Origin of the sequence: Vibrio sp. B183 (assembly GCF_000740665.1) — a bacterium.
GTDB classification, from domain to species: domain Bacteria; phylum Pseudomonadota; class Gammaproteobacteria; order Enterobacterales; family Vibrionaceae; genus Vibrio; species Vibrio coralliilyticus.
Window position 1 is genome coordinate 12,412 of record NZ_JPQB01000029.1, and the last position, 26,952, is coordinate 39,363.

Sequence of the window (26,952 nt, forward strand, 5' to 3'; positions counted from 1 at the left end):
GCAAGCTCCCTGCGAGTTTTAATTCATTGTCTTTGATATGGAGGATAGATCGGTTGAACTCAATCTATCCTGTTTAATTTTTCTTCGGCCTGCGCTGTACTCTGAGCGCGAGTGTCTGTTATTCCGGTACAATCCAGTCTACTTTGAAATGACCGGTTGCAGGCGCAATTGCTTCTTTGAGGAAAGGCAGAATGGCGTTCATCTGGCTTTCCAGCTTCCATGGCGGATTAATCACAATCATGCCTGAGGCGGTCATCCCGTGTTCATTGCTGTCCGCCGCAACACCCAGCTCTATTTGTAAGATCTTACGGATGCCAAGACCTTCAAGGCCTTCAATCATGTCTTCAATGTCGCAGCGATTAACGACCGGATACCAGATAGCATAGATCCCCGTGGCCCAGCGTTTATAGCTCTGATAAATCGCTTGGACGACATCACGGTATTCCTTCGCCAGCTCGTAAGGTGGGTCAATCAGTACCAGACCACGACGCTCCTGCGGCGGTAAGCTCGCCTTCAAACGCTTGAAGCCATCTTCCTTATAGATGCTGACCTGACGGTCGCGATGGAACTCTTGTTCTAATAACGGGTAGTCACTTGGGTGAAGTTCCGTTAATACCATGCGGTCCTGTGGACGCAGATGCGCACGAGCCACACGTGGTGAGCCTGGGTAATAACGCAGCTTGTCACCGTTGTTCAGTGTCTGAATCGATTCAAGGTAGCTTTGGATTTCTTCTGGAATCTCAGTTTGTTGCCAGACACGGGCGATACCGTGTTTGTATTCACCTGTCTTTTCAGACCATTCGTGGGTTAAGTCATAGCGACCCACTCCTGAGTGGGTATCATGGTAAACAAATGGCTTATCTTTTTGCTTGAGCGCGTTGAGGATAAGGCTTTGAACAATATGCTTAACCACGTCAGCATGGTTGCCTGCGTGGAAACTGTGGCGATAACTTAACAAAATGACACTCTCTAACTGGTGACAACACCGGGTAATTTAATAGCTGTAGTATACGTCACTATTGAAAATTGCTGAACCTACCTATATTTACTATTTAAGACGAACGAGAAATAACAAAGACGAACCCGTCAGTTCGCTTTTTGCCAATAAAAGGAATGCTTTATGTCTAATCCTCTTCTGAGCTTTACCGATTTGCCCCCGTTTTCTGAAATCAAACCTGAACATGTAAAACCAGCCGTTGAACAGGCGATTGCAGACTGCCGAGCGAAAATCGATCTGGTACTGGAAGGAAACAGCGACCCAAGCTGGGAAAGTGTCGTTGCACCGATTGAAGAAGTGGATGATCACCTAAGCCGCCTTTGGTCACCTGTGAGCCATATGAACTCGGTGATGAACAGTGATGAATTGCGTGAAGCGTATGAAAGCTGCTTACCTCTATTGTCCGAATACGGCACTTGGGTAGGGCAGCACAAAGGCTTGTTTGAAGCATACAAAGCGATTAAAGCGAGCAAGGCATTCGCTGGGCTGACTCAGGCACAGCAGAAAACCATCACAGACTCCCTGCGTGATTTCGAGTTGTCAGGCATCGGTTTGCCAGCCGACGAGCAGCACCGTTACGGTGAGATCAGCAAGCGTATGTCTGAGTTGGGTTCTAAGTTCTCCAACAATGTGTTGGACGCGACCATGGGTTGGACCAAACATGTTGAAGATGAAAAACAATTGGCAGGTATGCCGGAATCTGCTCTGGCAGCAGCCAAAGCGGCGGCAGAGTCCAAAGAGCTGGATGGTTACCTGCTAACGCTGGATATCCCATCTTACCTTCCGGTGATGACGTACTGTGACAATCAGGAATTGCGTAAAGAGCTGTATGAAGCTTATGTCACTCGTGCCTCAGATCGTGGTCCGAAAGCGGGTGAGTGGGACAACAGTGAAATCATTAACGAACAGTTGAAGCTGCGTTATGAAATCGCCCGTATGTTAGGTTTCAATACCTTCAGTGAGAAATCTCTGGCGACTAAGATGGCAGAAAACCCATCGCAAGTGTTGGGCTTCCTCAATGATCTTGCCAACAAAGCCAAGCCGCAAGGCGAGCGTGAAGTTGAAGAGTTACGCCAGTTTGCTAAGAGCGAGTTTGGTGTAGAAGAACTCAACCTTTGGGACATTGCTTACTACAGTGAAAAGCAGAAGCAGTACTTGTTCCAGATTTCTGACGAAGAGCTACGCCCTTACTTCCCAGAACAGAGAGCCGTTAGCGGCTTGTTTGAAGTCCTAAACCGCGTATTTGGTATGAGTGTCAAAGAGCGAGAGGGCGTTGATGTTTGGCATGAGTCAGTGCGATTCTTTGATATTTTTGATTCTAACGATCAGCTTCGTGGCAGCTTCTACCTTGACCTGTATGCGCGTGAACACAAGCGAGGCGGTGCATGGATGGACGAATGCCGTGTGCGTCGTATCAATGCGAAAGGTGAGCTGCAATCACCAGTGGCGTATCTGACCTGTAACTTTAACAAACCGGTTGGTGACAAGCCTGCGCTGTTTACTCACGATGAAGTCGTGACCTTATTCCATGAGTTTGGCCACGGTATTCACCACATGCTGACTCAGGTCGATACCGGGGCAGTTTCAGGCATCAACGGTGTGCCGTGGGATGCGGTCGAGTTGCCAAGTCAGTTCCTAGAGAACTGGTGTTGGGAAGAAGAGGCGCTGGCGTTTATCTCTGGCCACTTCGAAACGGGCGAACCACTGCCAAAAGAGATGCTGGATAAGATGCTGGCAGCGAAGAACTTCCAGTCGGCGATGTTTATTCTTCGTCAACTCGAGTTTGGTTTGTTTGATTTCACGCTGCACACAGAATTTGACCCAGAAGTCGGCCCTCGCGTACTGGAAACACTGGCGGATGTGAAATCTAAGGTCGCTGTGTTGCCAAGTCTGGAGTGGAACCGATTCTCGCACAGCTTTAGCCATATCTTTGCTGGTGGTTACAGTGCAGGTTATTACAGCTACCTGTGGGCGGAAGTACTTTCTTCAGACGCGTTCTCACGCTTTGAAGAAGAAGGCATCTTTAATACCGATACCGGTAAGAGCTTCCTAAACAACATTCTCGAAATGGGCGGCAGTGAAGAGCCAATGGAGCTGTTCAAGCGCTTCCGTGGTCGTGAGCCGCAAATCGATGCCTTGCTGCGTCATTCAGGGATTCGTGCTTAAGCACTGAGCTTTGAAACTAAAAACGCCCTCCAATTAGGAGGGCGTTTTGTATTGGGTTTAACCTTGTAATTTACTCTTAATCAGCTTATCCAGAGAAACCAAGCCCGGTCCCCAGACCACGACGTTGAGAATCATCAGGCCCCAAAGCTGATGGTCGTAGAAGCCTTTCTCCCACAGCAGCGGGTAGGAAACGACGGCAATGATATTGAACACAAACAAGATGGCCGCCATTGGGCGGGTCAACAGGCCGAATGCTAAGAAAGCAGGCAGAATAAGCTCGGCGGCGGTACCCATGTAAGCCGCTAGCTCCCAAGGTAAAATCGGCACCTGATATTCGTACTCAAATAGGTACAGAGTACTGTCCCAAGAAGCAATTTTAGTCAGGCCAGAATTGAAAAAGACCCAGGCAACCCAGAGTCGACAAAACAATAGCAGCAGTGGTACAAAGACGCATTGGGCTTTATCGACTAAGGCGTCGTAGCTCTCGATCATGTTTTTTATTGCGTTAGACATAGTAACAATCCTTATTCTTATTGGGCGAGAGAAAACCCAGAAATTAACTGGTTCTCCAGTAGTACTCCCAGATAAGGTAGGTGCGTTTCAGGGATTTCCCCTAGCGTGCAACCTGAGCTGAGATACTGAAGCAGTTCAAAAGGCAGCTGATCGAGCGACATAGTCCAACATTGACCGTCGGGTTGACTGATGATCACGCCATATTCGGCTTGATTGAGCGTCAGCTGTTCGAAATCATTATTCTCAATGGCCAGACGCAGCGAGTACACCGCGTAGGGCGAATGAAAAGGCAAAGTGCCGGGCGAAAGATGAAAATGGATGTAAGGTTGCTGCTGTTCTGCGACTTCCGTCAGGCGAGCAATCGGCAAAATAGCCTCTGGTGTTTTGACACCCCCTTGAAGCTGTTGAGAGACATCGATTTGCCATTCAAAACGTGCCACATCCGCCGCATAAGGGGCCGCTTCAACCACGGCAGGGAAAGCTTCAATGGTAGTCGCGAAATGTTCACCATAGTAAGTCACGTCACCAGAGCGAAGAGGGTGGTTGAGAACATGCTGACGAGCCAATTGCTCACAGCACTCTTCACCCACCAGCGCCAGCACCATAGGGTAGGTGGCCTGAAGTACTTCGCTTAAGCTAATGATGAAATTGTTGCGGTAAATCTGCATTCGTTCGTCGGCACTGAAGGTATCAGAGCAGATATCACAGGCATCACCCGTCGCCTGATAGTGCAGAGCGCTGGCGAAGTTTTTTTGCAGTTCTGCTAGAGATTGAGTCATGACGCTTTTCTCCCCTGCAGAGCGTCAAACTGGATCAGCCTCTCACTGGCTTTATGGCATTCAGCCAGTAACACGTCAGGCTGAGGAATATCCAGATCCCATTCAATCAGCGTATGGCGCGGACCGTGAGTTGCCAGCCATTGTTCGTATAGTGTCCACACTTCATCAGAAACAGGCTGACTGTGAGTATCAATCCAGATTTCACCTTTTTCCAATTGCTTAATCGTAAAACCTGCCAAATGAATTTCATCGACTTTATCGGCGGGAATCGCGTTGATGTAGGTCTGGCTATCGAAACCGTGGTTAAAGGCGGAAACGTGAATATTGTTGAGATCAAGCAGTAGTCGGCAGTCGGTGCGTTTTTGTACTTCAGCCAGAAATTCCCACTCGGCAATCGTAGAGTGAGCAAACTTCACATAGCTCGAAGGGTTTTCTATCAGCATTGGGCGCTGAATATAATCCTGAACTTCGATGACGTTGCGGCAAAACACCTCCAAGGCTTCTTCTGTATAAGGCAGTGGCAGAAGATCATTGAAATAGTGACCGCCATTTTCACTCCAACTGAGATGATCAGAGACCAAAAATGGGTTGACCTCATCAATGAGCGATTTGAGTTGTTTAAGGTGATTTGGGTTGACTCTTTCAACGCTTCCCAGCGATAAACCAATACCGTGACAGCTGATCTGGTAGTCATCCATCAGTTTGCGCAGGCTTTGTCTAGCTGGTGAGTAGGGCTGAAAGTAGTTTTCACTGTGGATCTCCAGCCAAGATAAGGCGGGCTTATTGTCAGTGAAATAATCGATATGAGGAGAGCGCAGTCCTACACCCACCTGGTCGTGGTAGTTGTCCTTATTCACGAACTCTTCCTATGCGAGTGAAACAAAAATAAAGGCGACCGGGTTGAGCCTAGGTCGCCTTATCCAATCTATTAAGAAGACTGAGTGCTACCGCCAGCTAGCTTGCCACATAGTCCTTTAGGAACGACTACGAAGGCATCTTTCTGGTTATCTTCTTTTGCAGTACCTGCACAAGAACTGGTTTTGGTTGCACAATCATTTTTACCTGCTTTTGAAACGCCATAGCATTTCTCTTTCTCTGCAGCAACAGCAGGTGCTGCAGTGAGCATTGTGCCACCTAGAGCTAGTAAACCAGTAACAGCAGCAGTAACAGCAAGATTAGACTTTTTCATAGTAATTTCCTCAGACTTTTCCTTTCTTAGTGAATACCCAAGTAATCTCCGTCAAAACGGTTCTTTAGAGGTCACTTGGGTATTTTTCACAAGCTAATTCATCAACTTGCTTAATTAAAAGGATAGAAAAAGCGCAAATAAACTTTCAGAAAAATTATAAAAAAACACCTTGTTATTGATTTTATTTATTTAAGGCTATGTTTTATAAAGAAAATGTAACATAAAAATTTTGTGTTTTTTCTTCTGAAATAGGCAGGGTGTTTAGGTTATAATCGATTTTCATGTATAGATAACCAGTAGCTGAACTCATAATGGATCCTTCATTACTTCTTGACGGCCTTAACGATAAGCAGCGCGAAGCCGTTGCCGCTCCACTTGAAAATTTACTTGTCCTAGCGGGCGCGGGGAGTGGTAAAACCCGGGTGCTGGTGCACCGTATCGCGTGGCTGATGTCGGTGGAGCAGGCGTCTCCTTTTTCCATTATGTCGGTGACGTTTACCAATAAAGCCGCAGCGGAAATGCGGGGCCGTATTGAAGAGCTGATGATGGGCAGTGCTTCTGGGATGTGGAACGGCACCTTCCATGGTATCTGTCATCGCATTCTGCGCGCGCATTACCTCGATGCCAAATTGCCGGAAGATTTTCAGATCATCGATACGGATGACCAGCAAAGACTGCTGCGCCGTCTCATCAAAGCGCAAAATCTGGATGAGAAGCAGTGGCCAGCACGTCAGGTGAGCTGGTGGATCAACGGTAAGAAAGACGAAGGCCTACGTCCAAATCATATTGATGCTTACCACGATCCTGTGACCAAAACCTATCTGCAGCTCTACACGGCTTATCAGGAAGCGTGTGACCGTGCGGGTTTGGTCGACTTCGCCGAAATTCTTCTGCGTGCTCATGAGTTGTTGCGTGATAACAAGTTTGTCCGCGAGCACTATCAGGCGCGCTTTAAACATATCTTGGTGGATGAGTTCCAAGATACCAACAACATTCAGTACGCTTGGTTGCGAATGATGGCTGGTCCAGAGTCACACGTGATGATTGTTGGAGATGATGACCAGTCTATATACGGTTGGCGCGGTGCCAAGATTGAAAACATTGAGAAGTTCACCCGCGAGTTCCCAAGTGTAAATACCATTCGTCTGGAGCAAAACTACCGCTCGACCAAAACCATCCTTGAAGCGTCCAACACTCTGATTGCCAATAACACAGAGCGTATGGGTAAAGAGCTATGGACTGATGGCGTCGAAGGTGAGCCTATCTCGGTTTACTCTGCTTACAACGAGTTGGATGAAGCCCGCTTCGCGGTCAACAAGATTAAGGAATGGCAGGAAAAAGGTGGAGCACTGAATGATGCCGCCATGCTTTATCGTAACAACGCCCAGTCTCGTGTACTGGAAGAAGCGTTAATTCAGGCTGGCCTGCCATATCGTATCTACGGTGGCATGCGATTCTTCGAGCGTCAGGAAATCAAAGATGCGCTGAGCTATCTAAGATTGATGGCAAACCGCAATGACGACGCGGCGTTTGAGCGCGTGGTTAATACACCAACACGTGGGCTCGGGGACAAAACCTTAGAGACGATTCGTTTTGCAGCGCGGGATCGTGGTTGCACCATGTGGCAAGCGAGTGTTGCTTTGCTCGATGAGCAAGTTCTGGCTGGTCGAGCGGCGGGGGCGTTAAGCCGTTTCGTTGAGCTGGTCAGCGCGCTGGAAGATGATACCTGTGAAATGTCTCTGCATGAGCAGACCGACCACGTGATAAAATACTCCGGCTTGTTCGCTATGTATGAACAGGAAAAAGGTGAGAAGTCCAAAGCACGCATTGAGAACTTGGAAGAGTTGGTAACGGCAACGCGTCAGTTCGAAAAGCCGGAAGAAGCAGAAGAAATGACCTTGCTTACGGCGTTTCTAACCCACGCTGCACTTGAGGCGGGTGAAGGGCAGGCTGATGAGTTCGAAGATGCGGTGCAACTGATGACCTTGCACAGTGCAAAAGGCCTGGAGTTCCCACTGGTGTTTATGGTCGGGGTCGAAGAGGGAATGTTTCCTAGTCAGATGTCTGCTGAAGAAGCGGGGCGATTGGAAGAGGAACGTCGACTTTGCTATGTGGGGATGACGCGGGCGATGGAGAAACTCTACATCACTTATGCTGAGATGCGTCGCTTGTACGGTCAGGACAAATACCATAAACCGTCGCGCTTTATTCGTGAATTGCCAGAAGGCTGCTTAGATGAAGTGCGTATGAAAGCGCAGGTCAGTCGCCCAGCAAGCTCGGGGCGTTTCAGCCAAACTGTGGTCAAAGAGAGTTTCAATGAAACTGGCTTTAGCCTAGGCGCAAGAGTGATGCATACCAAATTTGGTGAAGGGACGATCATCAATTTTGAAGGCAGTGGCCCACAGAGCCGGGTTCAGGTCGCATTCAATGGTGAAGGCATCAAATGGTTAGTAACGGCTTACGCCAAGTTGGAAAAGCTCTAATTTTATCTTGCTCACACTCTGGCGGTTAAATTTTGCTCTTATGTCGAGCTTGTTTAAATAATAGGCAGGCAACGTCTGATAAGAGGAAATCGCTATGCCGTTCAAACAGTTGGCGAACCACCAACAAGATCTAACTGCTGAACTTAATGCAATTGCTCAGCAGTTTGGTCTTCACTCTCTATTGATCATGGAGTCGACACCAGAAACCATGATTGTTTTTGCTGCTAACCAACAACCCATTTATCACGCAGGAGATGCAGGGCCGAAGAGTGTCCAACCCGGTTGTCATGAGCTCTACTGCGAGCGGGTTGTGGATACCCAATCCCCTTTACTGGTCGCAGATGCGGCGGTAGATGAAGAGTGGCGAGGCAACGAAGATCTGGTGAAGTTTGGTTTAGGCGTCTATTACGGATTGCCTATCATGCATCGCGGTGAAGCGATTGGTACGGTGTGTGCACTGAATGACAAAGCGTTCGATTTTGCTGTGGGAGACCCTAGTGCTATTGAGCGCTTAAATCAGCTTAAGCTTCGAATTGAGCAGTTGTTATAGAATGAAAAAGAGCGGCGATAAGCCGCTCTTTTGGATCTTGAGGAGCTTAGATCGCAGCAAGTGCTGACTGGTAATCCGGTTCTTCAGTGATTTCGCTGACAAGCTGTGAGTGAGTGATCAAACCTTCTTCATTAAGGCAAACAACCGCTCGTGCTGTCAGGCCTGCTAATGGACCTTCTGAGATTGCGACACCGTAGTCTTGAGCAAATTGTGGTGAACGGAACGTTGAAGCATGCTGAACACCTTCAATGCCTTCAACCTCGCAGAAGCGACCCGCAGCAAATGGCAAGTCTGCTGAGATACAAACTACCACTGTATTGTCTTTTCCTGCTGCCTGCTCATTGAAGTGACGAACGCTCTGAGCACATACTGGCGTATCTATACTTGGGAAAATATTCAGGATGACTTTTTTGCCTTGCAGGGACGATAGCGTCAGCTCAGACAAATCGCCGGCTGTCAGAGCAAAGTCTGCTGCCTGAGTGCCTTTTTGTGGAAATTCGCCTGGTACCGGAACTGGGTTGCCCTGAAATGTTACCTTGTTCATTTTTTCTTCCTTACTGATAGTGTTTATCGTGATTGAACTTACATCACGACGTTAACCTAGCACGTGGTTGGTGGGGAACAAAAAAAATGTCAAAAGTTAGATGCGAGTAAATCTTGATGAATTTTTAGAGACGCAGATAAAGAAAAACCCCGAGGGCTTGCGCCCATCGGGGTTATAGTCTTACTCGCAGCAATCCGGCTACTAGAAGTGCTCCATGCATCAAATCCTTGATAGTATGCTGATGTCCTTCAGCTTAGTCCATTCATCGCCATCCTAGCGGTGTCCTTGACCCTATCCTGGTCTGCTAACAATCCTCGTTAGCTCACTTCGCTTGTTCCTTGAGCGGTGTCCTTTTCATCATCCTGATGATAAGTCCTATCCTCGTCCAGAGGTGTCCATTTCCCATCCCTAGTAGCAACCATCCTAGTTACTATTGAGTCCGTTCAATGTCCTAATCGCTATCCTTGCCGATTGTTCATCCTGAGCAACCGTATCTTCTTCCTGAAGATTACCAAATCCGTGGTAATTCCTGTTCCGTGTCAGCATCCTTCCGACAGGTTTAATATTACGTTTTTGACGGTTTTCAGCAATAGCACAGATTTTGACTTATTGAATAAAAGTTTGGTTAAAATTAGAACGTCTTCTTTTATTACAATGACATACGCGTCGTAAGTTGTAATCTTCTCACTAAAAAAGCTATTTTTGCTCACCAGCCTGTAAGAGATCTCGCACAAGCTGGTGAGCAGATCGACGCTATTGGCCGATAGCGGCACCTTCGCGTCTTGGGTCTGCGGCGCCTTCTAATTCATTATTTTTGAATAGAATTGCGTGTAAGCCAGAATTCAAGTCACGAATATTCACTTCGAAGCCCATTTTCTCCAGCTCTGATTTGAACTTTTCTGCCTCTGTACCTTGCTCAATATCTAATGTACCGAAGCGATTCAGTAAGTGTGGCTGGTTGATGGCTCGTTGAATATCCATATCCCATTGCGTGTGAGCAATGATCGCTTGGGCAACATAACCGATGATGCGGCTGCCACCCGGAGAACCGATCGCCATGTAAGGTTTGTCGTCTTGCATGATGATGGTCGGTGCCATTGAAGAGCGAGGGCGTTTGCCCGGCTCTAAGCGGTTGGCGATAGGGTAACCATCTTTGTGGGTACGGAAAGAGAAGTCGGTCAGCTCGTTATTGAGCAGGAACCCATTGGTCATCAATCGTGAGCCAAACGCGTTCTCAATCGTGGTTGTGATCGACACCACGTTGCCCTCTTTATCAACCACATTGAAGTGGCTGGTGGATGGCAATTCGATGGATTCATCACGGCTTTGGCGCTGAGCGTAGTCCCAAGGTGGTGTGCCCGCCGGTGCTGACTCCAGTGCTTTCCCTGGCGTGATCAGTTTCGCGCGCTGTTTAAGGTAGTCTGAGTTGATCAAACCTTGAGTTGGCATAGGGACAAAATCTTCATCGGCCATGTACATGCCGCGATCCGCAAAGGCTAAGCGTGAAGCATCGGCGATAACTTGCCAGGATTTGGCGTTATCAGGCCCCCAGTTCTTGAGATCAAATTGCTCAGTTATCGCCAGAATCTGACCCACGGTAAGGGCGCCAGAACTTGGTGGACCCATTCCGCAGATGTCGTAACTTTGATACGCGGAACAGACAGGTTGACGCTGTTTGATTTGATAAGCATCGAAATCAGCTTGAGCTAATACGCCCGGGTTGCCAGCAGCTGACTGAACGGTATTGACAATATCGCTTGCAATCTTGCCTTGATAAAAGGCATCTGCACCACCTTTGGCGATGGCTTCGAGTGTCGCCGCGTATTCAGGGTTCTTTAGTAATGTGCCTTGCTGCTTGGCAGAGCCATCACTATTAAAGAAGTAGGCTTTTGTGGCAGGGAAACGCGACAGGCGCTCTGCATCTTTTTCAATTAAGGTTGCTAGACGAGGGCTGATAGTAAAACCGTTCTTAGCGACTTCGACCACAGGCTCAATCAGCTTTTTCCATTCAAGCTTGCCGTATTTCTGATGAGTATCCCACATCAGTTTTACGGTACCTGGCGTACCGACAGAACGGCCACCTACGACGGCATCGTAAAACTGCATCGGTTCGCCCTTCTCATCTTGGAATAGGCGAGGGGTTGCGGCTAGAGGTGCGGTTTCACGGCCATCATAAGTGGTTAACTGCTGCTTTTTGGCATCCCAGTAAACCAAGAAAGCACCGCCACCAATCCCTGAGGATTGCGGTTCAACCAGACCCAGCATGAGCTGAGTGGTGACCATAGCATCGATAGCGTTACCGCCTTGCTTGAGGATATCAGCGCCCGCTTGTGTCGCGAGCGGGTTGGCGGCGGTGACCATCCAGTCTTTGGCCTTAACCAGTTGCTTTTGTTCTAAGCCACTACTGTGTTCTGGGGCAACTGAATCGGCAGCCTGATTCGCGGCAGCACCAACGGACGTTAATAATAGGCACGTCGTTAGGAAAGTACGTTTCCACTGCATCTTGTTCTCCTTGTTATTTATGCAGCGACAAGAGTGACAGTGGAGTAACTTTGAGTCTAAGGATTTGTTATGAAAATGTAATCTCGAATCAAATTTTAGACACTTGAGAGCAGGGCAGACAGGGATTGCCACAAAATGCTTAGGCCGATAAGGGTGAATAGGAGACCACAAAGGCTATCGATATATACGGCTAGAGAATGAATTTTTCGCTGCATACGTTGAGTCGATAAGGCCCACGCAAGAAATGAGAACCATAGCAAAGACAGCCCCCAAAGAATGACCAATGCCATTCCTTTACCGGTTAGTGACATACTGGCTGGCACTAAGCTCGACATCAGACTGACAAAGAATACCAACGCCTTTGGGTTGAGGATGTTGGTGGCAAAACCGCGCGAGAATGCCTGACGCTTGTTGCTTAGTAATAAGCTGGCTTGAGCGGGCGGCTCGTCGTTTTGCTTGTTATTACGTAGTGTTAACCAACTGGCCTTGAGTGCGCCGTAACCCAGATAGAATAAATAACTACCGCCAGCGAGTTGCAGCACTGCAAATAAAGTCGGCTGCTGATGAACAAGGTAGCTGACGCCCGTTAGACTCAGTACAGAGTGAAGCAGAATGCCAAACGACAAGCCAAGTGCAATGTATAAGCCCGTCTGGCGGCCATAACGTGTTGCGTTTTGTACCACCAGCGCAAAATCCGGTCCTGGGCTCATCAAAGCGATAAAGTGGACAGTTGCTAACGTGGCAAGAATGGTCAGTTCGTTCATGGTAATGCTCTTTGATAATTGATGACCGGATTGTGCCCTGTTCGAGAGCACAATGATTGTAAATTATTGGCACTGAACCTTAGAAGGGGGAACACCATAAGTGGCTTTAAACGCTTTGCTGAAATGGGCTTGGTCGTAGAAACCAATCTGGTGCGCCACTTCGGTACCGCAGACACCGCTTTTGAGCAGTTTAAACCCTTGCTCTAAGCGCAGGCGGCTCAGCCAGGCGTATGGTGTCAGACCAACTTTGGCTTTGAAATGGCGCTGAAATTGCGTTGGGCTGAGGTCACACAGCTGGGAGAGTTGTTCAAGTCTGACCGGCTGCGCCAGATTCTCCATCAGATAGTCTTTTAACGTTGAGACTGACTGATTACCTAGCGGGACGATAGGCTTTTGCTCCAGAGCACCATAATGGGTGAAAAGCTGCTCGAAGCCTTCGTACGGCAGACAGTCTTTCGCCAGCTGACTCAGTTGGTTATCGGCTAACGCACTGTGCAACTGAGCGAGAGGATTGAAGATGCGCGAATCGGAGACAATCAACTGATTGAATTGGATCTGAGCATTGTTTTGCTTCAGCTCTGCTAATTCACTGAACCACTCCGGTTCGACGGAGAACACGCGCACTTGATAGCCACTGTCGAGCATAGAGCGCCCGTCATGCAGCTCATCCGGTGGCATGATGACGATTTGCCCAGTGCCAACATTATGGCTCTGACCTTGGTAATGGAATTTTTGCTGGCCGTGTGTGATCAACCCGATATGAAAATCAAGATGATAGTGGCGCTGAAAGGCAAACTTCTGATAGTTGGCTTCAATCAGGCTAATCTCTTTATTCTGTGTCGTGTGATAGTTGACCTGGTCCATAAAACAAAAAAGCTTGGTGAAACTTTCACCAAGCTTATATCGACTGTGTCACATTGTCTTGTAAAAAACGATCACTTTGCCGTTGCAGCTTTACGTGATTGCTTGCTGGTCTTAAGACCGTCGAAGCTAAAGACCACTAGCGCGCCCCAGATAAAGGCAAAGGTGATGGCCTTGTCTGTAGTAAAGGCCTCGCCATAAACCAGTACCGCCAGCAAGAACATCAGGCTTGGGCCAATGTACTGGAAAAATCCCAGAGTTGAGAGCTTAAGGCGTGTGGCAGCGCCAGTGAAACACAACAGCGGTAAAGTGGTGATGACGCCTGCGGATATGAGCAGCAGGTTTAGGTTCATCGGGTTCGCTGCAAAGTCGGAAGTCGGAGAATCGGCAATCCACAATAAATACACCGCTGCGGCTGGCAGCATAACCAGTGTTTCAATGAATAGGCCCGTTTGAGCATCTAAGCTGACTTTCTTACGCAATAGCCCGTAAAAACCAAATGTCAGTGCCAGTGCAATGGCGACGGTAGGCACAGAGCCAAAAGCGATCAGCTGAACCATCACACCGCAAGCCGCCAGTGCCACAGCGAACCACTGCAACTTGCGTAGCCGCTCACCTAAGAACAACATGCCGAGCAGCACATTAATCAGAGGGTTGATGTAGTAACCGAGACTGGCATCCAGCATGTGATTGGCATTTACCGCCCAGATAAAAATCAGCCAGTTCACTCCCACGAGTAGTGAGGTAGAGACCAGAAACAGCATTTTGGTTTTGGAGCGAATCACATCTCGAACACCACGCCAGCGACGACCTACATGTAGCAATACCGCTAATAGAACAAAAGACCACACCACTCGATGGCTGAGGATTTCAAACGGTGAAACCTCACTGATGGCTTTAAAATAGATCGGTGCAATGCCCCACATGGTGTAGGCACCTATGGCGAGAAGGACGCCTTGCCGTGCTCTTTGCTGTTCTTCTGGTGTCATTGACGTTTACTCAAAGGATGATTTTTGCAAAAGGAAGCATCCAGTATACGAATGAGTCAGTTAATCACCTAGCAATTTGCGGTTTTATTCACATCCGATCACTACTACAATGTGCCCTTTGCATTTCCCCACTCTTTGCTCAATCGAGATATCAATGACCGCGACACTGCTTGCCGAACAATCTGATCCTTCACCGACTCCACAAAGCGTACTGGAGGATGTGTTTGGTTATCAGTCGTTTCGAGATGGCCAGCAAGAAGTTATTGAAGCAGCCGTAAGCGGTCAAGACAGCTTGGTCATCATGCCAACGGGTGGCGGTAAATCACTCTGTTATCAGGTTCCTGCCTTAGTCCGTGACGGCTTAACACTGGTGATTTCTCCTCTGATATCACTGATGAAAGATCAGGTCGATCAGCTTAAAGCCAATGGTGTTGCGGCAGAGTGTGTCAACTCTTCCATGCCCCGTGATGAGTTGATTTCGGTCTATAACCGGATGCAGTCAGGCCAGTTGAAGCTAGTGTATGTGTCACCTGAGCGCGTGCTGATGCGTGATTTTATCGAGCGTCTTGAAAGCTTGTCGCTTTCAATGATCGCCGTTGACGAAGCACACTGTATTTCTCAGTGGGGACATGATTTCAGACCTGAATACGCGTCGCTCGGCCAGATCAAACAACACTTTCCTCATGTGCCTTTTATGGCGCTGACGGCAACGGCCGATGATGCGACGCGCAATGACATTATGCATCGTCTGCAATTGAACGAGCCGCATATCCACCTAAGCAGTTTCGATCGCCCGAACATCCGTTACACCTTGGTTGAGAAACACAAACCAATTTCTCAGGTGATCCGTTTTCTCGACACGCAGAAAGGCAACTGCGGCATCATCTATTGTGGTAGCCGTAAGAAAGTTGAAATGGTGACGGAAAAACTGTGCAACAACCATATTCGTGCCGCTAGTTACCATGCAGGCTTAGATGCAGATGAACGCGCTTATGTGCAAGAAGCGTTTCAGCGTGATGATATCCAAATTGTGGTCGCCACTGTGGCGTTTGGTATGGGGATTAACAAACCTAACGTGCGCTTTGTGGTTCACTTTGATATTCCGCGCAACATTGAATCCTACTACCAGGAAACTGGTCGTGCAGGTCGGGATGGCTTGCCTGCGGAAGCGATGATGCTGTATGACCCAGCGGATATCAGCTGGCTAAGGCGTATGTTGGATGAGAAGGATGATGGGCCACAAAAGCAGGTTGAAGCTCATAAGCTCAATGCGATGAGTGCTTTTGCTGAAGCGCAGACGTGCCGCCGTCAGGTGCTGTTGAATTATTTTGGTGAGTATAGTGAAAAGCCTTGTGGCAACTGCGACATCTGTTTGGACCCGCCCAAGCATTTTGATGCTACTGAGCAGGCACGTAAAGCGTTGTCTTGTGTCTACCGGGTTAATCAGAACTTTGGTATGGGTTATGTGGTTGAAGTCCTGCGTGGGATGCAGAATATCCGCATCCGTGAAAATGGCCACGACAAGCTCACTACCTATGGTATCGGGCGTGAGAACAGCCACGACTACTGGGTGAGTATTTTCCGCCAACTGATTCATAAAGGGATGCTGTTCCAGAACATTACGCGCAACTCGACTTTACAGCTTACTGAGGAAGCGCGCCCACTATTGCGTGGAGATACCGCTCTTGAATTAGCCGTGCCTCGTCTGGATACCGCCGCAAGAGCGGCTAAGTCTGACAAACTCACCAGTAAAAACTACGACAAAAAGTTGTTTGCCAAGTTGCGTAAGTTACGCAAAGCGATTGCCGATGAAGATGGCTTACCACCGTACGTGGTGTTCAGTGATGCCACCTTGATTGATATGGCGGAAATCTTGCCAACCTCTTATGGTGAAATGCTAGCGGTCAATGGAGTAGGGCAACGTAAGTTAGAAAAATATGCGGATCCATTCTTAGATTTAATTCAGGAGCACATTACTCATCATGGTTGATTCAGTGCAACAAACGGAATTTGGTTTGCTTGAATATCAAGCGCAACAAGGGCGTATCATCATTCGAGCTCCGCGTTTTGATTTTGATAGTTTTCCTCAACTGGCCGATAAGCTGATAAAACTCCTCTCTGCGTCTGTGATTGAAAAGCAATGGGACGCCGACATTCATTCGTGGTTGATTGATTTTGAGGGGTGTCAGCTGTTTCTCAAGTCCGAACATTACAGTGAAAGCATCTGGTTAGAAGCCTTAACCATCGAAGACAGCAAAGAAGAGCTAGACTACCTTGCGGGCTTGTTCCAACGTGGTTTTTAACTAAGTCCACGATTGCAGAAAGTCTAGTTGTTGCGACTCATGTTGGTTAATGTATAATCGCCCGCCGCGGTATTTATCATATTTGAAGTTTCACTTGTTTAGACGGCTTGAGCCTCTGTTATTGGGACTTTGACTGTGCTGAATATCGAATCTAAATTCATTTAACATTATTGGTAAGAGTCTTTCCGTGGCTTGGAAGAGGTTCGCTTTGGGTTCCCTTACCCCCAAACCAAACTAAAAAGGTATCGCATGAGTAACTTTACCCCTGCGCAGCAGCGCAAAGCCCTTTTCTTGTTAGTTCTGTTCCACCTGATCATTATTGCATCGAGTAATTATCTGGTTCAGCTTCCATTTACCATCTTTGGTTTTCACACCACGTGGGGCGCTTTCACTTTTCCGTTTATCTTTTTAGCGACCGATCTGACAGTACGAATTTTTGGTGCCCAACTTGCGCGTAAGATCATTTTCTTGGTGATGTTACCGGCGCTGGCAGTATCCTATGGCTTATCCGTGTTGTTCTTTGAAGGACAATTTCAGGGCTTCGCCCATTTAGGTGAGTTTAATCTGTTTGTCGCGCGTATCGCGATTGCGAGCTTTATGGCGTACTTGCTAGGGCAAATCCTAGACGTGCATGTGTTTAATCGCCTGCGTCAGATGAAGCAGTGGTGGATTGCCCCAACGTGTTCCACTTTGTTTGGTAACGCGCTGGATACTATTGCTTTCTTTGCCATTGCATTTTACCAAAGCCCAGATCCATTTATGGCTGAGCACTGGACGGAAATCGCGCTGGTGGATTATGGATTCAAACTGGTGATCAGCTTAGGTCTGTTTGTGCCTATGTACGGTGTGCTGCTGAATTACTTGGTTAAGAAGCTCACTGCCGTTAATCCTGACTTTAAAGTGATTGGCGCTAGGTAAGGTTTGCTCCTCGAAAATAAAAAAGCCCGACAAGTTATCTTGTCGGGCTTTTTATTTATTCTTTAGTTAGTTGGCAATGATGCTCAAAGGCCAGCCAATGTCACTTTGACGGTTGGCTTCAATTTCTAACTCCGCCGCAGTCAGGGGGTTGGCTTTCAGCCACTGGTCAGCAACCGTCAGGGTGAGCTTATCGCCTTGTGATTGAAGCGCGATACTTGGCTCCAAATCCGGATTGCGACGATGGGTCAGCAAAACCGCGAGACGTAGCAAACGCAGTAGACGTTTGGCACTGTTTCCTGACAGCGCATGTTGCTCTGGCAGAGAAGTCAGTTGTTCGCGATAACGACGTGATACTTCACCAAGAAAGTGCTTTTGTGCTCGGGTATAACCCGGTAGATCCAGGTTTTGTAGCAGGTAGGCACTGTGCTCGCCACCTTTCTTGAAGTCAATCGTCAGACCGATTTCATGCAGCTTCGCCGCTGTCTCTAGCAATACGCTGCCCTGAGCTTCAGCAATCCACTCGGCTTCACATTGTTCAAGCAATTTACTGGCTAAGGTGGCTACCTGTTGACCGTATGCCGTATCAATCTGGTAGCGGGTTTGAACACTGGCAATTGTACGAGCACGAATGTCGTCTTGCTTGAGTTCATCGACCATTTCAAACACTAGGCCTTCGCGCAGTGCGCCGCCAGCCAGTGTCATCGAATCAATTTCAAGTAGTTCGAAGATAGCGATGAGAATCGAAAGACCGCTTGGGAAGACTAATGCGCGTTCTAGCGTTAGCCCTTCAATCTCAAGTTCTTCCAAATGATCCGCCAGCATGGCTTGTTTTTGCAGACGCTTGAGTTTGGCGTGAGTAATGACCTCGTCCATACCTTGTGCCAGCATAATTTCCTGCAAAGCCTGAACCGTACCAGAAGCACCGACACACACGTCCCAACCAATTTGAGTGTATTGCTCAAGGATAGGTCTCAGCGTTTCTTTAGCGGCTTCAATCGCATTGTTAAAGTTGGTTACGGTAAGCTGACGGTCTTTGAAGTGACGCTCCAGCCAAGTAACACAACCCATTTTCAGGCTGGTTAGTGCTTTGGCTTCAAAACCTTCACCGATAATAAGTTCGGTACTGGCGCCGCCAATATCGACCACCAAACGGCGACCGCTGCCGCCAGATGTGTGGGCAACCCCTTTATATATGGTGGCTGCTTCTTCTTCGCCACAGATCACTTCAATCTTGTGACCAAGAATCTGGTTTGCTTTCTCAAGAAAGATATCCACATTGGTGGCGGTGCGCAGTGTTGCGGTACCCACAATGCGGATATTTTGGGTTGGAATATCTTGAAGTCGCTCTGCAAATAGACTCAAGCAGTCCCATCCGCGTTGCATGGCTTCCTGGCTTAAAGCGTTGTTGTCGTCTAACCCAGCGGCAAGACGAACCTTACGTTTAATTTTTGCCATAGTCTGAACGCTGCCATCAATGTGACGCACAACGAGCATATGAAAACTGTTCGACCCGAGGTCGATGGCAGCGTAGAGCGGGGAAGAAACTGCTTGGCTCATAGACGACTTAAGAATCCTTTTGGTGACGTTGACGAGAGCGGTTGTTGTTACGACGGTTGCCTGAGCGTGAGCCACCAGTATTGGTGCGACGCTGTTGCGGACGATTAGAACGCATACGTAGCGGTGCTGGTAGATCTTCGATCAGTGCGCTTGGGTCGTAGTCTGAAACAGGAATGGTGTGCTCAATATACTCTTCAATCGGCGGCAAGTTGATGGCGTAGTCTTCACACGCAAAGCTGATTGAATGGCCACTTGCGCCTGCACGACCCGTACGACCGATGCGGTGTACGTAATCTTCGCAATCGTCAGGCAGGTCAAAGTTAAATACGTGAGTCACTTGAGGGATGTGAAGACCACGAGCTGCCACGTCTGTTGCTACTAGCAGGTCAACTTCACCTTTAGTGAACTGCTCTAAGATGCGTTCGCGCTTCTTCTGCGGTACATCGCCTGTCAATAGACCTACACGGTGGCCATCAGCCGCTAGGTGACCCCATACGGATTCACACTTGTGTTTGGTATTGGCAAAGATGATCGCGCGTTCTGGCCACTCTTCTTCAATAAGAGTTTGTAGCAGAGACATCTTGTGTTCGTTAGACGGGTAAAACAGCTCTTCCTGAATGCGGTGACCTGTTTTGACCTCTGGTTCCACCACGACGTGCTCTGGGTTGTGCATATGTTCGAAAGCCAGCTCCTGAACACGGTACGACAGAGTCGCAGAGAACAACATGTTCAAACGCTCTTTTGGTTCTGGCATACGACGGAATAGGAAACGAATGTCTTTGATGAAACCAAGATCGAACATGCGATCCGCTTCATCAAGCACAACAGCCTGAATATTGTTCAGGTTGAAGACACGCTGCTTGTAAAAGTCGATGATGCGGCCTGTAGTACCGATCAGCACGTCCACACCTTGCTCTAACTTAGCAAGTTGCTTGTCGTAGCTCTCGCCACCGTAAGCTAACGCAGCTTTAATGCCGGTTTCTGCAACCAGAGGTTCGGCATCATTGTAAATCTGAATTGCCAGCTCACGGGTCGGTGCCATGATAATCGCACGTGGTTGGGTCGGCTTGCGACCTTCGTGCTCTGGTGTGTTCAGCAGATGGTTAAAAGTAGCAGTCAGGAAAGCCAGGGTTTTTCCTGTCCCTGTTTGAGCCTGACCTGCAATGTCTTGGCCGGTGAGCAGTACCGGCAACGCCAAGGCTTGAATTGGGGTACAAAACTCGAACCCTTTTTTCTCCAAACCTTCAACAACTTGGGGGTGTAAACCCAAATCGGCGAACTTTTGCTCTGTGATATGCGTCTTTTTCATGGCTATAGAATATCAGCTTAAGCTTGCAATACGAAAGTAAATACATTCCAATAGGGCATCTAAATACTGGTTATCATCCAACCAGTTCCGAAAAAACACATTGGAGTGGAAGATGAGTGATAAGATTTTGCAGCTAACTGATGACGGTTTTGAAGCCGACGTACTAAACGCTGCAGGCCCGGTTCTTGTTGATTTTTGGGCAGAATGGTGTGGTCCTTGTAAGATGATTGCTCCTATCCTGGACGAAATCGCCGAAGAGTACGAAGGCAAACTCACTATCGGTAAACTGAATATCGACCAAAACGCAGGTACTCCACCTAAATTTGGTATTCGTGGTATCCCAACGCTACTACTTTTCAAAGATGGTAGCGTGGCAGCAACCAAAGTAGGCGCGCTGTCTAAGACTCAACTAAAAGAGTTTTTGGACGCTAACCTATAATTGGGTTGTTCTGATAAGACCGTGCATTCACTTCAATGCACGGTTTTGTTTTTGAAGCCTAACAAAATCTAGACTAGGCTAGTATTTAGTGCTAATTTATCGCACGTTAAATAAACAAGTTTCTCTTCTTGGTCGATCCTGTGACCAAAATTCATCTTAACTAAATAACAGATCCTATTTTGACTAAAAAAGTATCCACCACAATGAATCTAACAGAACTGAAGAACAGACCTGTGTCTGATCTTGTCAAACTTGGCGAAAGCTTAGGCCTTGAAAACCTGGCGCGTCTAAGAAAGCAAGACATTATCTTCGCCATCCTTAAAGCACACGCGAAAAGTGGTGAAGATATTTTTGGCGACGGGGTTCTGGAAATACTTCAAGACGGCTTTGGCTTCTTGCGCAGTGCAGACAGTTCTTACTTGGCAGGCCCAGATGACATCTATGTCTCTCCAAGTCAGATCCGTCGTTTCAACCTACGTACGGGTGATTCCATTGCAGGTAAGATTCGTCCACCGAAAGATGGCGAACGTTACTTTGCTCTGTTAAAAGTCAATACAGTTAATGATGACAAGCCAGACAACGCGCGTAACAAGATTCTATTTGAAAACTTGACGCCACTGCACGCAAACGAGCGTATGGTGATGGAGCGTGGTAACGGTTCGACTGAAGATATTACTGCACGTGTTCTTGACCTGGCTTCACCAATTGGTAAAGGTCAGCGTGGTTTGATTGTTGCTCCGCCAAAAGCGGGTAAAACAATGCTGCTACAGAACATTGCTCAAAGCATTGCTTACAACCACCCTGAATGTGAGCTAATGGTGCTTCTTATCGACGAACGTCCAGAAGAAGTAACCGAGATGCAGCGCCTGGTTAAAGGTGAAGTGGTTGCGTCAACGTTTGATGAGCCAGCGTCTCGCCACGTACAAGTTGCTGAGATGGTTATTGAGAAAGCAAAACGTCTTGTTGAACACAAGAAAGACGTGGTTATCCTGCTTGACTCTATCACTCGTCTGGCACGTGCATACAACACAGTTGTTCCTTCATCAGGTAAAGTTCTGACTGGTGGTGTGGATGCAAACGCACTGCACCGTCCTAAGCGCTTCTTCGGTGCGGCACGTAACGTAGAAGAAGGCGGTAGCCTGACGATTCTAGCGACGGCTCTAGTTGATACTGGTTCTAAGATGGACGAAGTTATCTACGAAGAGTTTAAAGGTACAGGTAACATGGAAATCCACCTGAACCGTAAGATCGCTGAGAAACGTGTTTTCCCTGCCATCGACTTCAACCGCTCGGGCACTCGTCGTGAAGAACTTCTGACTAAGAATGAAGAGCTTCAGAAGATGTGGATTCTGCGTAAGATTGTTCATCCAATGGGTGAGATCGACGCGATGGAGTTCCTAATCGATAAGCTAGCGATGACCAAGACCAACGATGAGTTCTTTGATGCCATGCGTCGCCAGTAAGAATTTGTGACTCCAAACGCCATCGACCTTGTCGGTGGCGTTTTTGTTTGCATTCTCATTTGATTGGCCTCACAATGAGCGAGAATGTTAAGAGGAGGTTAACATGCAACAAGGAATGTTGTCGTCGGTTCTCCTATGCACATCTTTATTGATTGGAGCACCAACGGTTGCTGCGAAGGAAATGCAGCCCGAAAAAGCTGAGCTGTTACTTCAGGATCAACAGATTCATCTGAAAGTCGCAGAACTGCTCCAATATGCCGTCGAAGATAATATCGACTCACTCAATTTCGCTCTCGAAAGACTGTCGCTTCCTCAACAAGAAGTGGCGCGTTTCCTACTGCTAAAAAAGATTGAAGATCAAAACGTCATCTTGACGCCAAAAATGGCTTTGTTCGTCGAGCAACAAAAAGCCATGGTTCCAACCTATCAAGTGTTGGAAAGAGGTGATGGCTACGAGTTCTCCATTCCTGCCTTTAACTATCCTGCTATTGCTAGTCGTTTACTTAAACAGTGGCAGCAAGATCAGTCGACACTTGAGTTTGTGTTGAGTGCAGAACGTGGCGAGCTGGATCTAAAGCAGTGGTTGTCGGGTAGTGATTACCAAATCCAAGCGCGTGAAGCGTTACTGATTCGTGAGTTAGACAGCTTATCGCCAGAAGCAGTACAAGGTTTAGTGGTTCAACTTACCGGAGAGGCTGTGACCAGTTGGCTGCCATCCTCACAGGTGATGGTGCGTTTAGCTCAGGTGAGTGAAAACCCTGATGTTTACAAACTGCTTTGGTTGATGCGTGCCGATTTTCAAAGCCAGTCTGAGCTGAGTCGTTTGGCCAAGGTCGGCGATGAATTCTCTGTGAATCAGATCATGCTCGCTTCTCATAACCCGAGCCTTAAAGAACAAGCCATTAAAGAGCTCACTCGTATCAAACCCATGACGGATGAGGTCAAAGCGTTTTTGATCGACCGAATGGCAATTCGTGATGAAGCTTCAATGGTAGCGACAGAGCTAGCGAATCAGGGCTACACCTCATGGCTAGAAGAGCTCGCCAGTCATAATCAAAAAGTACGCAGCAGCGCGATTTTGAACGTTTTATCACAATAAAAATAACCTTATAGAAAAGAGGGATCGGAAGATCCCTCTTTTTGTTATACTGCTTGCACTTTAATCAGTCACAGAAGACCTATGAGTTTTAAGGATTTACGCGACTTTATCGCTCACCTTGAGCAGGAAGGGAAGCTTAAACGCATTTCCGAGCCTGTCGATCCACATTATGAAATGACAGAGATTAGCGACCGCACTTTACGTGCAGGTGGCCCGGCATTGTTGTTTGAAAATCCCATTGGCTACGATGTGCCTGTGCTGACCAACTTGTTTGGCACTCCTGAGCGGGTTGCGATAGGTATGGGTCGTGAAGACGTCAAAGATCTGCGCGAAGTGGGCAAATTGTTGGCTTATCTTAAGGAGCCCGAGCCACCACGTGGTTTTAAGGACGCGTTAGAGAAACTGCCGGTTTTTAGACAAGTCTTGAACATGCCTGCCAAAAGGCTACGGAAAGCTGCCTGTCAGGAGATTGTCTGGCAAGGTGACGAAGTTGATCTCGATAAAATCCCTGTGATGAGTTGTTGGCAAGATGATGTTGCGCCTCTGCTTACGTGGGGGCTGACTGTGACTCGAGGGCCACATAAAAAGCGCCAGAATCTTGGAATTTACCGCCAACAGAAAATTAGTAAGAACAAAATCATCATGCGCTGGCTGGCACACCGTGGTGGTGCCCTGGATCTGCGCGACTGGATGGAAACCAACCCGGGAGAGCCTTTCCCTGTTTCAGTCGCATTTGGTGCTGACCCAGCCACTATTTTAGGTGCAGTAACACCAGTGCCTGATACCTTATCCGAGTATGCGTTTGCGGGTTTGCTTCGCGGCAGCAAAACTGAAGTGGTTAAATCTGTAAGTAATAACCTTGAAGTGCCTGCCAGTGCAGAGATCGTGCTTGAGGGTTACATCGACCCGAATGAGTATGCGGACGAAGGGCCTTATGGTGACCATACTGGTTATTATAACGAAAAAGAAAAACACCACGTCTTTACCATTACTCACATTACCATGCGTAAGGACCCGATCTATCACAGCACTTACACAGGGCGTCCGCCAGATGAACCTGCTGTATTGGGTGTAGCGTTAAATGAAGTGTTTGTTCCGATCCTGCAAAAGCAGTTTCCTGAAATAGAAGATTTCTATTTGCCACCGGAAGGCTGTTCGTACCGCATGGCGGTGGTGACGATGAAAAAGCAATACCCGGGGCACGCTAAGCGAGTCATGATGGGGGTGTGGTCTTTCCTTCGCCAGTTCATGTATACCAAGTTCGTTGTAGTGTGCGATGAAAGTGTCAATGCGCGCAGTTGGGATGATGTCGTTAAGGCCATGTGTGAGCATATGGAACCTGTTCGCGATACCTTAATGATTGACAACACGCCTATTGATTCTCTCGACTTCGCCTCACCGGTTGTAGGGCTTGGCTCTAAGATGGGCTTGGATGCAACGATTAAATGGGATGCCGAAAAGGCCTCTGACCCAGAGTTAACATCCGCAAGCCAAACAGCGATTACAGATGAGCAGCTACCACAGCTTCGTCAGGCATTCCCGGAAATTGTCGATATTGCTTTACCAGAATCGGCTGGCGCCGATCGCTTCATGGTGGTATCGATGAAGAAAACGCACGCGATGCAATCGAAAGCGGTGCTCAATGGTGTGTGGGAGTTTCTCAAGCAGTATACGGATGCCAAGTTTGTTATTCTCTGCGATGATGACGTCAATGTGCACGATTGGAATGACATTATCTGGGCGATCACCACCAGAATGGATCCTAATCGTGACACCGTACAAATAGAAGCAAAAGAAGGTCGCAGTTCTAAATTAGGTTTGGATGCGACCAACAAGTTTGAGGGAGAAGTCCAGCGAGAGTGGGGCATCCCAATCAAGAAAGATTCTCAGTTAGTTGCGCAGGTCGATACAAAATGGAGTAAGCTGGGAATATTATGAGCCATTTGGTGACCTTGCAGCCGCAGAATATACAATTCGATGTGCAGGAAGGGGAAACGGTATTGGAAGCTGCGCTCAACAATAACATCAGCTTCCCAAACCGTTGCCAAGTGGGAGCGTGCGCAGCGTGTCTGTGTCGGAAAATAGAAGGTCGAGTCACTTACCAGCTTGAGCCAATGCTCACAGAGAAAGAGCAGCAACAAGGCTGGGTGTTTGCTTGTCAGGCCTTCGCAGAAAGTAATTTGGTACTTACTTTTGAGGAGTAAGTAAGAGGAATAACATGACCATCCAATGTAAAGTAAAGTCTATTGAGCCGTTAGCTTGTAATACCCATCGAATTCTGTTGCATCCAGAGACACCAGTCAGCTTTAAAGCTGGCCAGTATCTAATGGTTGTGATGGGAGAAAAAGATAAACGTCCATTCTCTATTGCAAGCAGCCCTTGCCGTCATGAAGGCGAGCTAGAGCTTCACATTGGTGCAGCAGAGCATAACGCGTATGCTCTTGAAGTTGTCGAAGCGATGCAAAACGCATTAGAAAATGATGGTGACATCAGTATTGATGCGCCTCATGGTGATGCGTGGGTTAAAGAAGAGAGCGAACGCCCTCTACTTTTGATTGCTGGTGGTACAGGCTTTAGTTACGTACGTTCGATATTGGACCACTGCGTAGCTCAAAATAAGACCAATGAGATCCACCTTTATTGGGGTGGCCGGGATGAACGCCAGCTATATGCTAAGGACGAACTGGATGGCATCGCAGCACAGTTCAGCAACGTGCATTTTATTCCAGTAGTAGAAGAAGCAACTTCTGAATGGCAAGGCAAAGTTGGAAACGTACTTCAAGCCGTCAGTGACGATTTTGATTCTCTTGCAGAATATGACATCTACATTGCTGGACGTTTTGAAATGGCGGGTGCGGCTCGTGAACAATTTACCCAGAACAAAGGCGCTAACAGCGACCACATGTTTGCTGACGCGTACGCATTCATTTAAAACTGAATGAAATAGATAGATAAAAGAGGGCTTTTTGCCCTCTTTTTTGTTGTTTTGAACACATTTTCAACGAACGATGAGTTTTTTCAATTTTTTTTGAAAAAGGGCTTGCGCTATCAGAAGGACTCCCTATAATGCGCTTCCACTGGCACGGCAGACGCCGCAAGGCTTCAGCAGTGTTGGAGAGGTGAAAAGCTTCTGAGAAAATAAGTTTGAAAAAGTGTTTGACTCTTCAAATTATCTCGCTAGAATGCACCTCCGCTTTGAGAGAAAGTTTCTTGAAAAGCACAGCTCTTTAACAATATAAACCTATCAATCTGTGTGGGCACTCGTTGATGATAATCCAATTAGAAGCTTCGGCTTCAAATTAGGTTTCAATGATACGAAGTGACCATTGAATCTTCGGATTCAGCACAGTCAATTCAAACATTACTTTATGTAATGTTCAGTATTCATTGGGCCGAACAAAATCTTAAATTGAAGAGTTTGATCATGGCTCAGATTGAACGCTGGCGGCAGGCCTAACACATGCAAGTCGAGCGGAAACGAGTTATCTGAACCTTCGGGGGACGTTAACGGCGTCGAGCGGCGGACG

24 protein-coding genes and 1 rRNA gene are annotated in these 26,952 nt (G+C 47.7%); 13 read left to right on the forward strand and 12 right to left on the reverse strand.

Annotated features, from left to right (window positions below; translation table 11 throughout):
• Positions 1-118: 118 nt before the first annotated feature.
• Positions 119-958: a 23S rRNA (adenine(2030)-N(6))-methyltransferase RlmJ gene (locus IX95_RS23555; RefSeq protein ID WP_006957627.1), complete on the reverse strand. Its 840-nt coding sequence runs from the start codon at positions 956-958 to the stop codon at positions 119-121.
• A gap of 162 nt (positions 959-1,120) precedes the next feature.
• On the opposite strand from IX95_RS23555, the gene prlC reads away from it, so the two are divergent.
• Positions 1,121-3,163: an oligopeptidase A gene (gene prlC, locus IX95_RS23560; protein WP_038164476.1), complete on the forward strand. Its 2,043-nt coding sequence runs from the start codon at positions 1,121-1,123 to the stop codon at positions 3,161-3,163.
• Between the two features lie 57 nt (positions 3,164-3,220).
• Here the strand turns inward: prlC and IX95_RS23565 are convergent, their stop codons facing one another.
• The 4 genes from IX95_RS23565 to IX95_RS23580 form a co-directional block, all read right to left on the reverse strand.
• Positions 3,221-3,676, reverse strand: a complete 456-nt coding sequence (locus tag IX95_RS23565; RefSeq protein ID WP_021458614.1) for a DoxX family protein — start codon at positions 3,674-3,676, stop codon at positions 3,221-3,223.
• A 17-nt stretch (positions 3,677-3,693) separates the two neighbouring features.
• On the reverse strand, positions 3,694-4,455 hold the full coding sequence (locus IX95_RS23570) for an HvfC/BufC N-terminal domain-containing protein (protein WP_038164478.1): 762 nt from the start codon (positions 4,453-4,455) through the stop codon (positions 3,694-3,696).
• Positions 4,452-5,312 carry an MNIO family bufferin maturase gene (bufB, locus tag IX95_RS23575; protein ID WP_038164481.1) on the reverse strand — a complete coding sequence of 287 codons (861 nt, stop codon included), beginning with the start codon at positions 5,310-5,312 and terminating at the stop codon, positions 4,452-4,454. The genes IX95_RS23570 and bufB overlap by 4 nt, the downstream gene beginning before the upstream one ends.
• A 71-nt stretch (positions 5,313-5,383) precedes the next feature.
• On the reverse strand, positions 5,384-5,644 hold the full coding sequence (locus IX95_RS23580; protein WP_006957632.1) for a BufA1 family periplasmic bufferin-type metallophore: 261 nt from the start codon (positions 5,642-5,644) through the stop codon (positions 5,384-5,386).
• Positions 5,645-5,952: 308 nt separating this feature from the next.
• On the opposite strand from IX95_RS23580, the gene uvrD reads away from it, so the two are divergent.
• Positions 5,953-8,127 carry a DNA helicase II gene (gene uvrD, locus IX95_RS23585; RefSeq protein WP_152562067.1) on the forward strand — a complete coding sequence of 725 codons (2,175 nt, stop codon included), beginning with the start codon at positions 5,953-5,955 and terminating at the stop codon, positions 8,125-8,127.
• Positions 8,128-8,221: 94 nt separating this feature from the next.
• Positions 8,222-8,677, forward strand: a complete 456-nt coding sequence (locus tag IX95_RS23590; protein WP_038164484.1) for a GAF domain-containing protein — start codon at positions 8,222-8,224, stop codon at positions 8,675-8,677.
• A gap of 46 nt (positions 8,678-8,723) precedes the next feature.
• On the opposite strand, the gene tpx is transcribed toward IX95_RS23590, so the two are convergent.
• The 5 genes from tpx to rarD form a co-directional block, all read right to left on the reverse strand.
• Entirely contained in the window at positions 8,724-9,221 is a 498-nt protein-coding gene (gene tpx, locus IX95_RS23595) for a thiol peroxidase (RefSeq protein WP_038164487.1), read from the reverse strand.
• 753 nt (positions 9,222-9,974) lie between these two features.
• Positions 9,975-11,723: a gamma-glutamyltransferase gene (gene ggt / locus IX95_RS23600; RefSeq protein WP_038164489.1), complete on the reverse strand. Its 1,749-nt coding sequence runs from the start codon at positions 11,721-11,723 to the stop codon at positions 9,975-9,977.
• 95 nt (positions 11,724-11,818) lie between these two features.
• Positions 11,819-12,487, reverse strand: coding sequence for a LysE family translocator (locus IX95_RS23605; protein WP_038164490.1), 669 nt, complete (start codon positions 12,485-12,487; stop codon positions 11,819-11,821).
• 63 nt (positions 12,488-12,550) lie between these two features.
• Positions 12,551-13,351 carry an AraC family transcriptional regulator gene (locus IX95_RS23610; RefSeq protein ID WP_038164492.1) on the reverse strand — a complete coding sequence of 267 codons (801 nt, stop codon included), beginning with the start codon at positions 13,349-13,351 and terminating at the stop codon, positions 12,551-12,553.
• Positions 13,352-13,422: 71 nt separating this feature from the next.
• Complete coding sequence (rarD, locus tag IX95_RS23615; RefSeq protein WP_038164494.1) at positions 13,423-14,337, reverse strand: EamA family transporter RarD; 915 nt, start codon at positions 14,335-14,337, stop codon at positions 13,423-13,425.
• Positions 14,338-14,491: 154 nt separating this feature from the next.
• Here rarD and recQ point away from each other — a divergent pair, with 154 nt between their 5' ends.
• From recQ to IX95_RS23630, 3 genes are all read left to right on the forward strand, one after another.
• Positions 14,492-16,327 (forward strand): ATP-dependent DNA helicase RecQ, encoded by a 1,836-nt coding sequence (gene recQ / locus IX95_RS23620; protein WP_019277593.1) that lies wholly within the window; start codon positions 14,492-14,494, stop codon positions 16,325-16,327.
• Positions 16,320-16,640: a DUF3630 family protein gene (locus tag IX95_RS23625; protein ID WP_038164496.1), complete on the forward strand. Its 321-nt coding sequence runs from the start codon at positions 16,320-16,322 to the stop codon at positions 16,638-16,640. Before recQ ends, IX95_RS23625 begins: the two co-directional genes overlap by 8 nt.
• 249 nt (positions 16,641-16,889) lie before the next feature.
• Entirely contained in the window at positions 16,890-17,558 is a 669-nt protein-coding gene (locus IX95_RS23630; protein WP_038164498.1) for a 7-cyano-7-deazaguanine/7-aminomethyl-7-deazaguanine transporter, read from the forward strand.
• A gap of 66 nt (positions 17,559-17,624) precedes the next feature.
• Here the strand turns inward: IX95_RS23630 and gppA are convergent, their stop codons facing one another.
• Positions 17,625-19,115 (reverse strand): guanosine-5'-triphosphate,3'-diphosphate diphosphatase, encoded by a 1,491-nt coding sequence (gene gppA / locus IX95_RS23635; protein WP_038164500.1) that lies wholly within the window; start codon positions 19,113-19,115, stop codon positions 17,625-17,627.
• Between the two features lie 7 nt (positions 19,116-19,122).
• Positions 19,123-20,424 carry an ATP-dependent RNA helicase RhlB gene (rhlB, locus tag IX95_RS23640; RefSeq protein ID WP_038164503.1) on the reverse strand — a complete coding sequence of 434 codons (1,302 nt, stop codon included), beginning with the start codon at positions 20,422-20,424 and terminating at the stop codon, positions 19,123-19,125.
• Between the two features lie 112 nt (positions 20,425-20,536).
• Between rhlB and trxA the strand changes: the two genes are divergently transcribed.
• From trxA to IX95_RS23675, 7 genes are all read left to right on the forward strand, one after another.
• Positions 20,537-20,863, forward strand: a complete 327-nt coding sequence (gene trxA / locus IX95_RS23645) for a thioredoxin TrxA (protein ID WP_019277589.1) — start codon at positions 20,537-20,539, stop codon at positions 20,861-20,863.
• Positions 20,864-21,066: 203 nt separating this feature from the next.
• The gene (gene rho, locus IX95_RS23650; RefSeq protein WP_004745495.1) at positions 21,067-22,326 is read left to right on the forward strand and encodes a transcription termination factor Rho; all 1,260 of its coding nucleotides are present in this window, start codon (positions 21,067-21,069) and stop codon (positions 22,324-22,326) included.
• A 103-nt stretch (positions 22,327-22,429) separates the two neighbouring features.
• The gene (locus IX95_RS23655; RefSeq protein WP_038164505.1) at positions 22,430-23,425 is read left to right on the forward strand and encodes a hypothetical protein; all 996 of its coding nucleotides are present in this window, start codon (positions 22,430-22,432) and stop codon (positions 23,423-23,425) included.
• An 81-nt stretch (positions 23,426-23,506) separates the two neighbouring features.
• Positions 23,507-25,363, forward strand: coding sequence for a 4-hydroxy-3-polyprenylbenzoate decarboxylase (ubiD, locus tag IX95_RS23660; protein ID WP_038164507.1), 1,857 nt, complete (start codon positions 23,507-23,509; stop codon positions 25,361-25,363).
• On the forward strand, positions 25,360-25,629 hold the full coding sequence (locus IX95_RS23665; protein WP_021458071.1) for a 2Fe-2S iron-sulfur cluster-binding protein: 270 nt from the start codon (positions 25,360-25,362) through the stop codon (positions 25,627-25,629). The genes ubiD and IX95_RS23665 overlap by 4 nt, the downstream gene beginning before the upstream one ends.
• A gap of 14 nt (positions 25,630-25,643) precedes the next feature.
• Positions 25,644-26,357 carry an NAD(P)H-flavin reductase gene (fre, locus tag IX95_RS23670; RefSeq protein WP_038164509.1) on the forward strand — a complete coding sequence of 238 codons (714 nt, stop codon included), beginning with the start codon at positions 25,644-25,646 and terminating at the stop codon, positions 26,355-26,357.
• Between the two features lie 474 nt (positions 26,358-26,831).
• Positions 26,832-26,952: ribosomal RNA gene (locus IX95_RS23675) — 16S ribosomal RNA — on the forward strand; the annotation flags it as partial.

Coding starts and splice junctions, on each gene's coding strand:
- fre (WP_038164509.1), top strand. CDS start 25,644: ATGACCATCCAATGTAAAGTAAAGTCTATTGAGCCGTTAGCTTGTAAT.
- IX95_RS23590 (WP_038164484.1), top strand. CDS start 8,222: ATGCCGTTCAAACAGTTGGCGAACCACCAACAAGATCTAACTGCTGAA.
- ubiD (WP_038164507.1), top strand. CDS start 23,507: ATGAGTTTTAAGGATTTACGCGACTTTATCGCTCACCTTGAGCAGGAA.
- gppA (WP_038164500.1), bottom strand. CDS start 19,115: ATGAGCCAAGCAGTTTCTTCCCCGCTCTACGCTGCCATCGACCTCGGG.
- tpx (WP_038164487.1), bottom strand. CDS start 9,221: ATGAACAAGGTAACATTTCAGGGCAACCCAGTTCCGGTACCAGGCGAA.
- rho (WP_004745495.1), top strand. CDS start 21,067: ATGAATCTAACAGAACTGAAGAACAGACCTGTGTCTGATCTTGTCAAA.
- IX95_RS23655 (WP_038164505.1), top strand. CDS start 22,430: ATGCAACAAGGAATGTTGTCGTCGGTTCTCCTATGCACATCTTTATTG.
- prlC (WP_038164476.1), top strand. CDS start 1,121: ATGTCTAATCCTCTTCTGAGCTTTACCGATTTGCCCCCGTTTTCTGAA.
- trxA (WP_019277589.1), top strand. CDS start 20,537: ATGAGTGATAAGATTTTGCAGCTAACTGATGACGGTTTTGAAGCCGAC.
- rhlB (WP_038164503.1), bottom strand. CDS start 20,424: ATGAAAAAGACGCATATCACAGAGCAAAAGTTCGCCGATTTGGGTTTA.
- IX95_RS23625 (WP_038164496.1), top strand. CDS start 16,320: ATGGTTGATTCAGTGCAACAAACGGAATTTGGTTTGCTTGAATATCAA.
- IX95_RS23570 (WP_038164478.1), bottom strand. CDS start 4,455: ATGACTCAATCTCTAGCAGAACTGCAAAAAAACTTCGCCAGCGCTCTG.
- ggt (WP_038164489.1), bottom strand. CDS start 11,723: ATGCAGTGGAAACGTACTTTCCTAACGACGTGCCTATTATTAACGTCC.
- IX95_RS23580 (WP_006957632.1), bottom strand. CDS start 5,644: ATGAAAAAGTCTAATCTTGCTGTTACTGCTGCTGTTACTGGTTTACTA.
- IX95_RS23605 (WP_038164490.1), bottom strand. CDS start 12,487: ATGAACGAACTGACCATTCTTGCCACGTTAGCAACTGTCCACTTTATC.
- IX95_RS23565 (WP_021458614.1), bottom strand. CDS start 3,676: ATGTCTAACGCAATAAAAAACATGATCGAGAGCTACGACGCCTTAGTC.
- IX95_RS23630 (WP_038164498.1), top strand. CDS start 16,890: ATGAGTAACTTTACCCCTGCGCAGCAGCGCAAAGCCCTTTTCTTGTTA.
- IX95_RS23610 (WP_038164492.1), bottom strand. CDS start 13,351: ATGGACCAGGTCAACTATCACACGACACAGAATAAAGAGATTAGCCTG.
- IX95_RS23665 (WP_021458071.1), top strand. CDS start 25,360: ATGAGCCATTTGGTGACCTTGCAGCCGCAGAATATACAATTCGATGTG.
- recQ (WP_019277593.1), top strand. CDS start 14,492: ATGACCGCGACACTGCTTGCCGAACAATCTGATCCTTCACCGACTCCA.
- rarD (WP_038164494.1), bottom strand. CDS start 14,337: ATGACACCAGAAGAACAGCAAAGAGCACGGCAAGGCGTCCTTCTCGCC.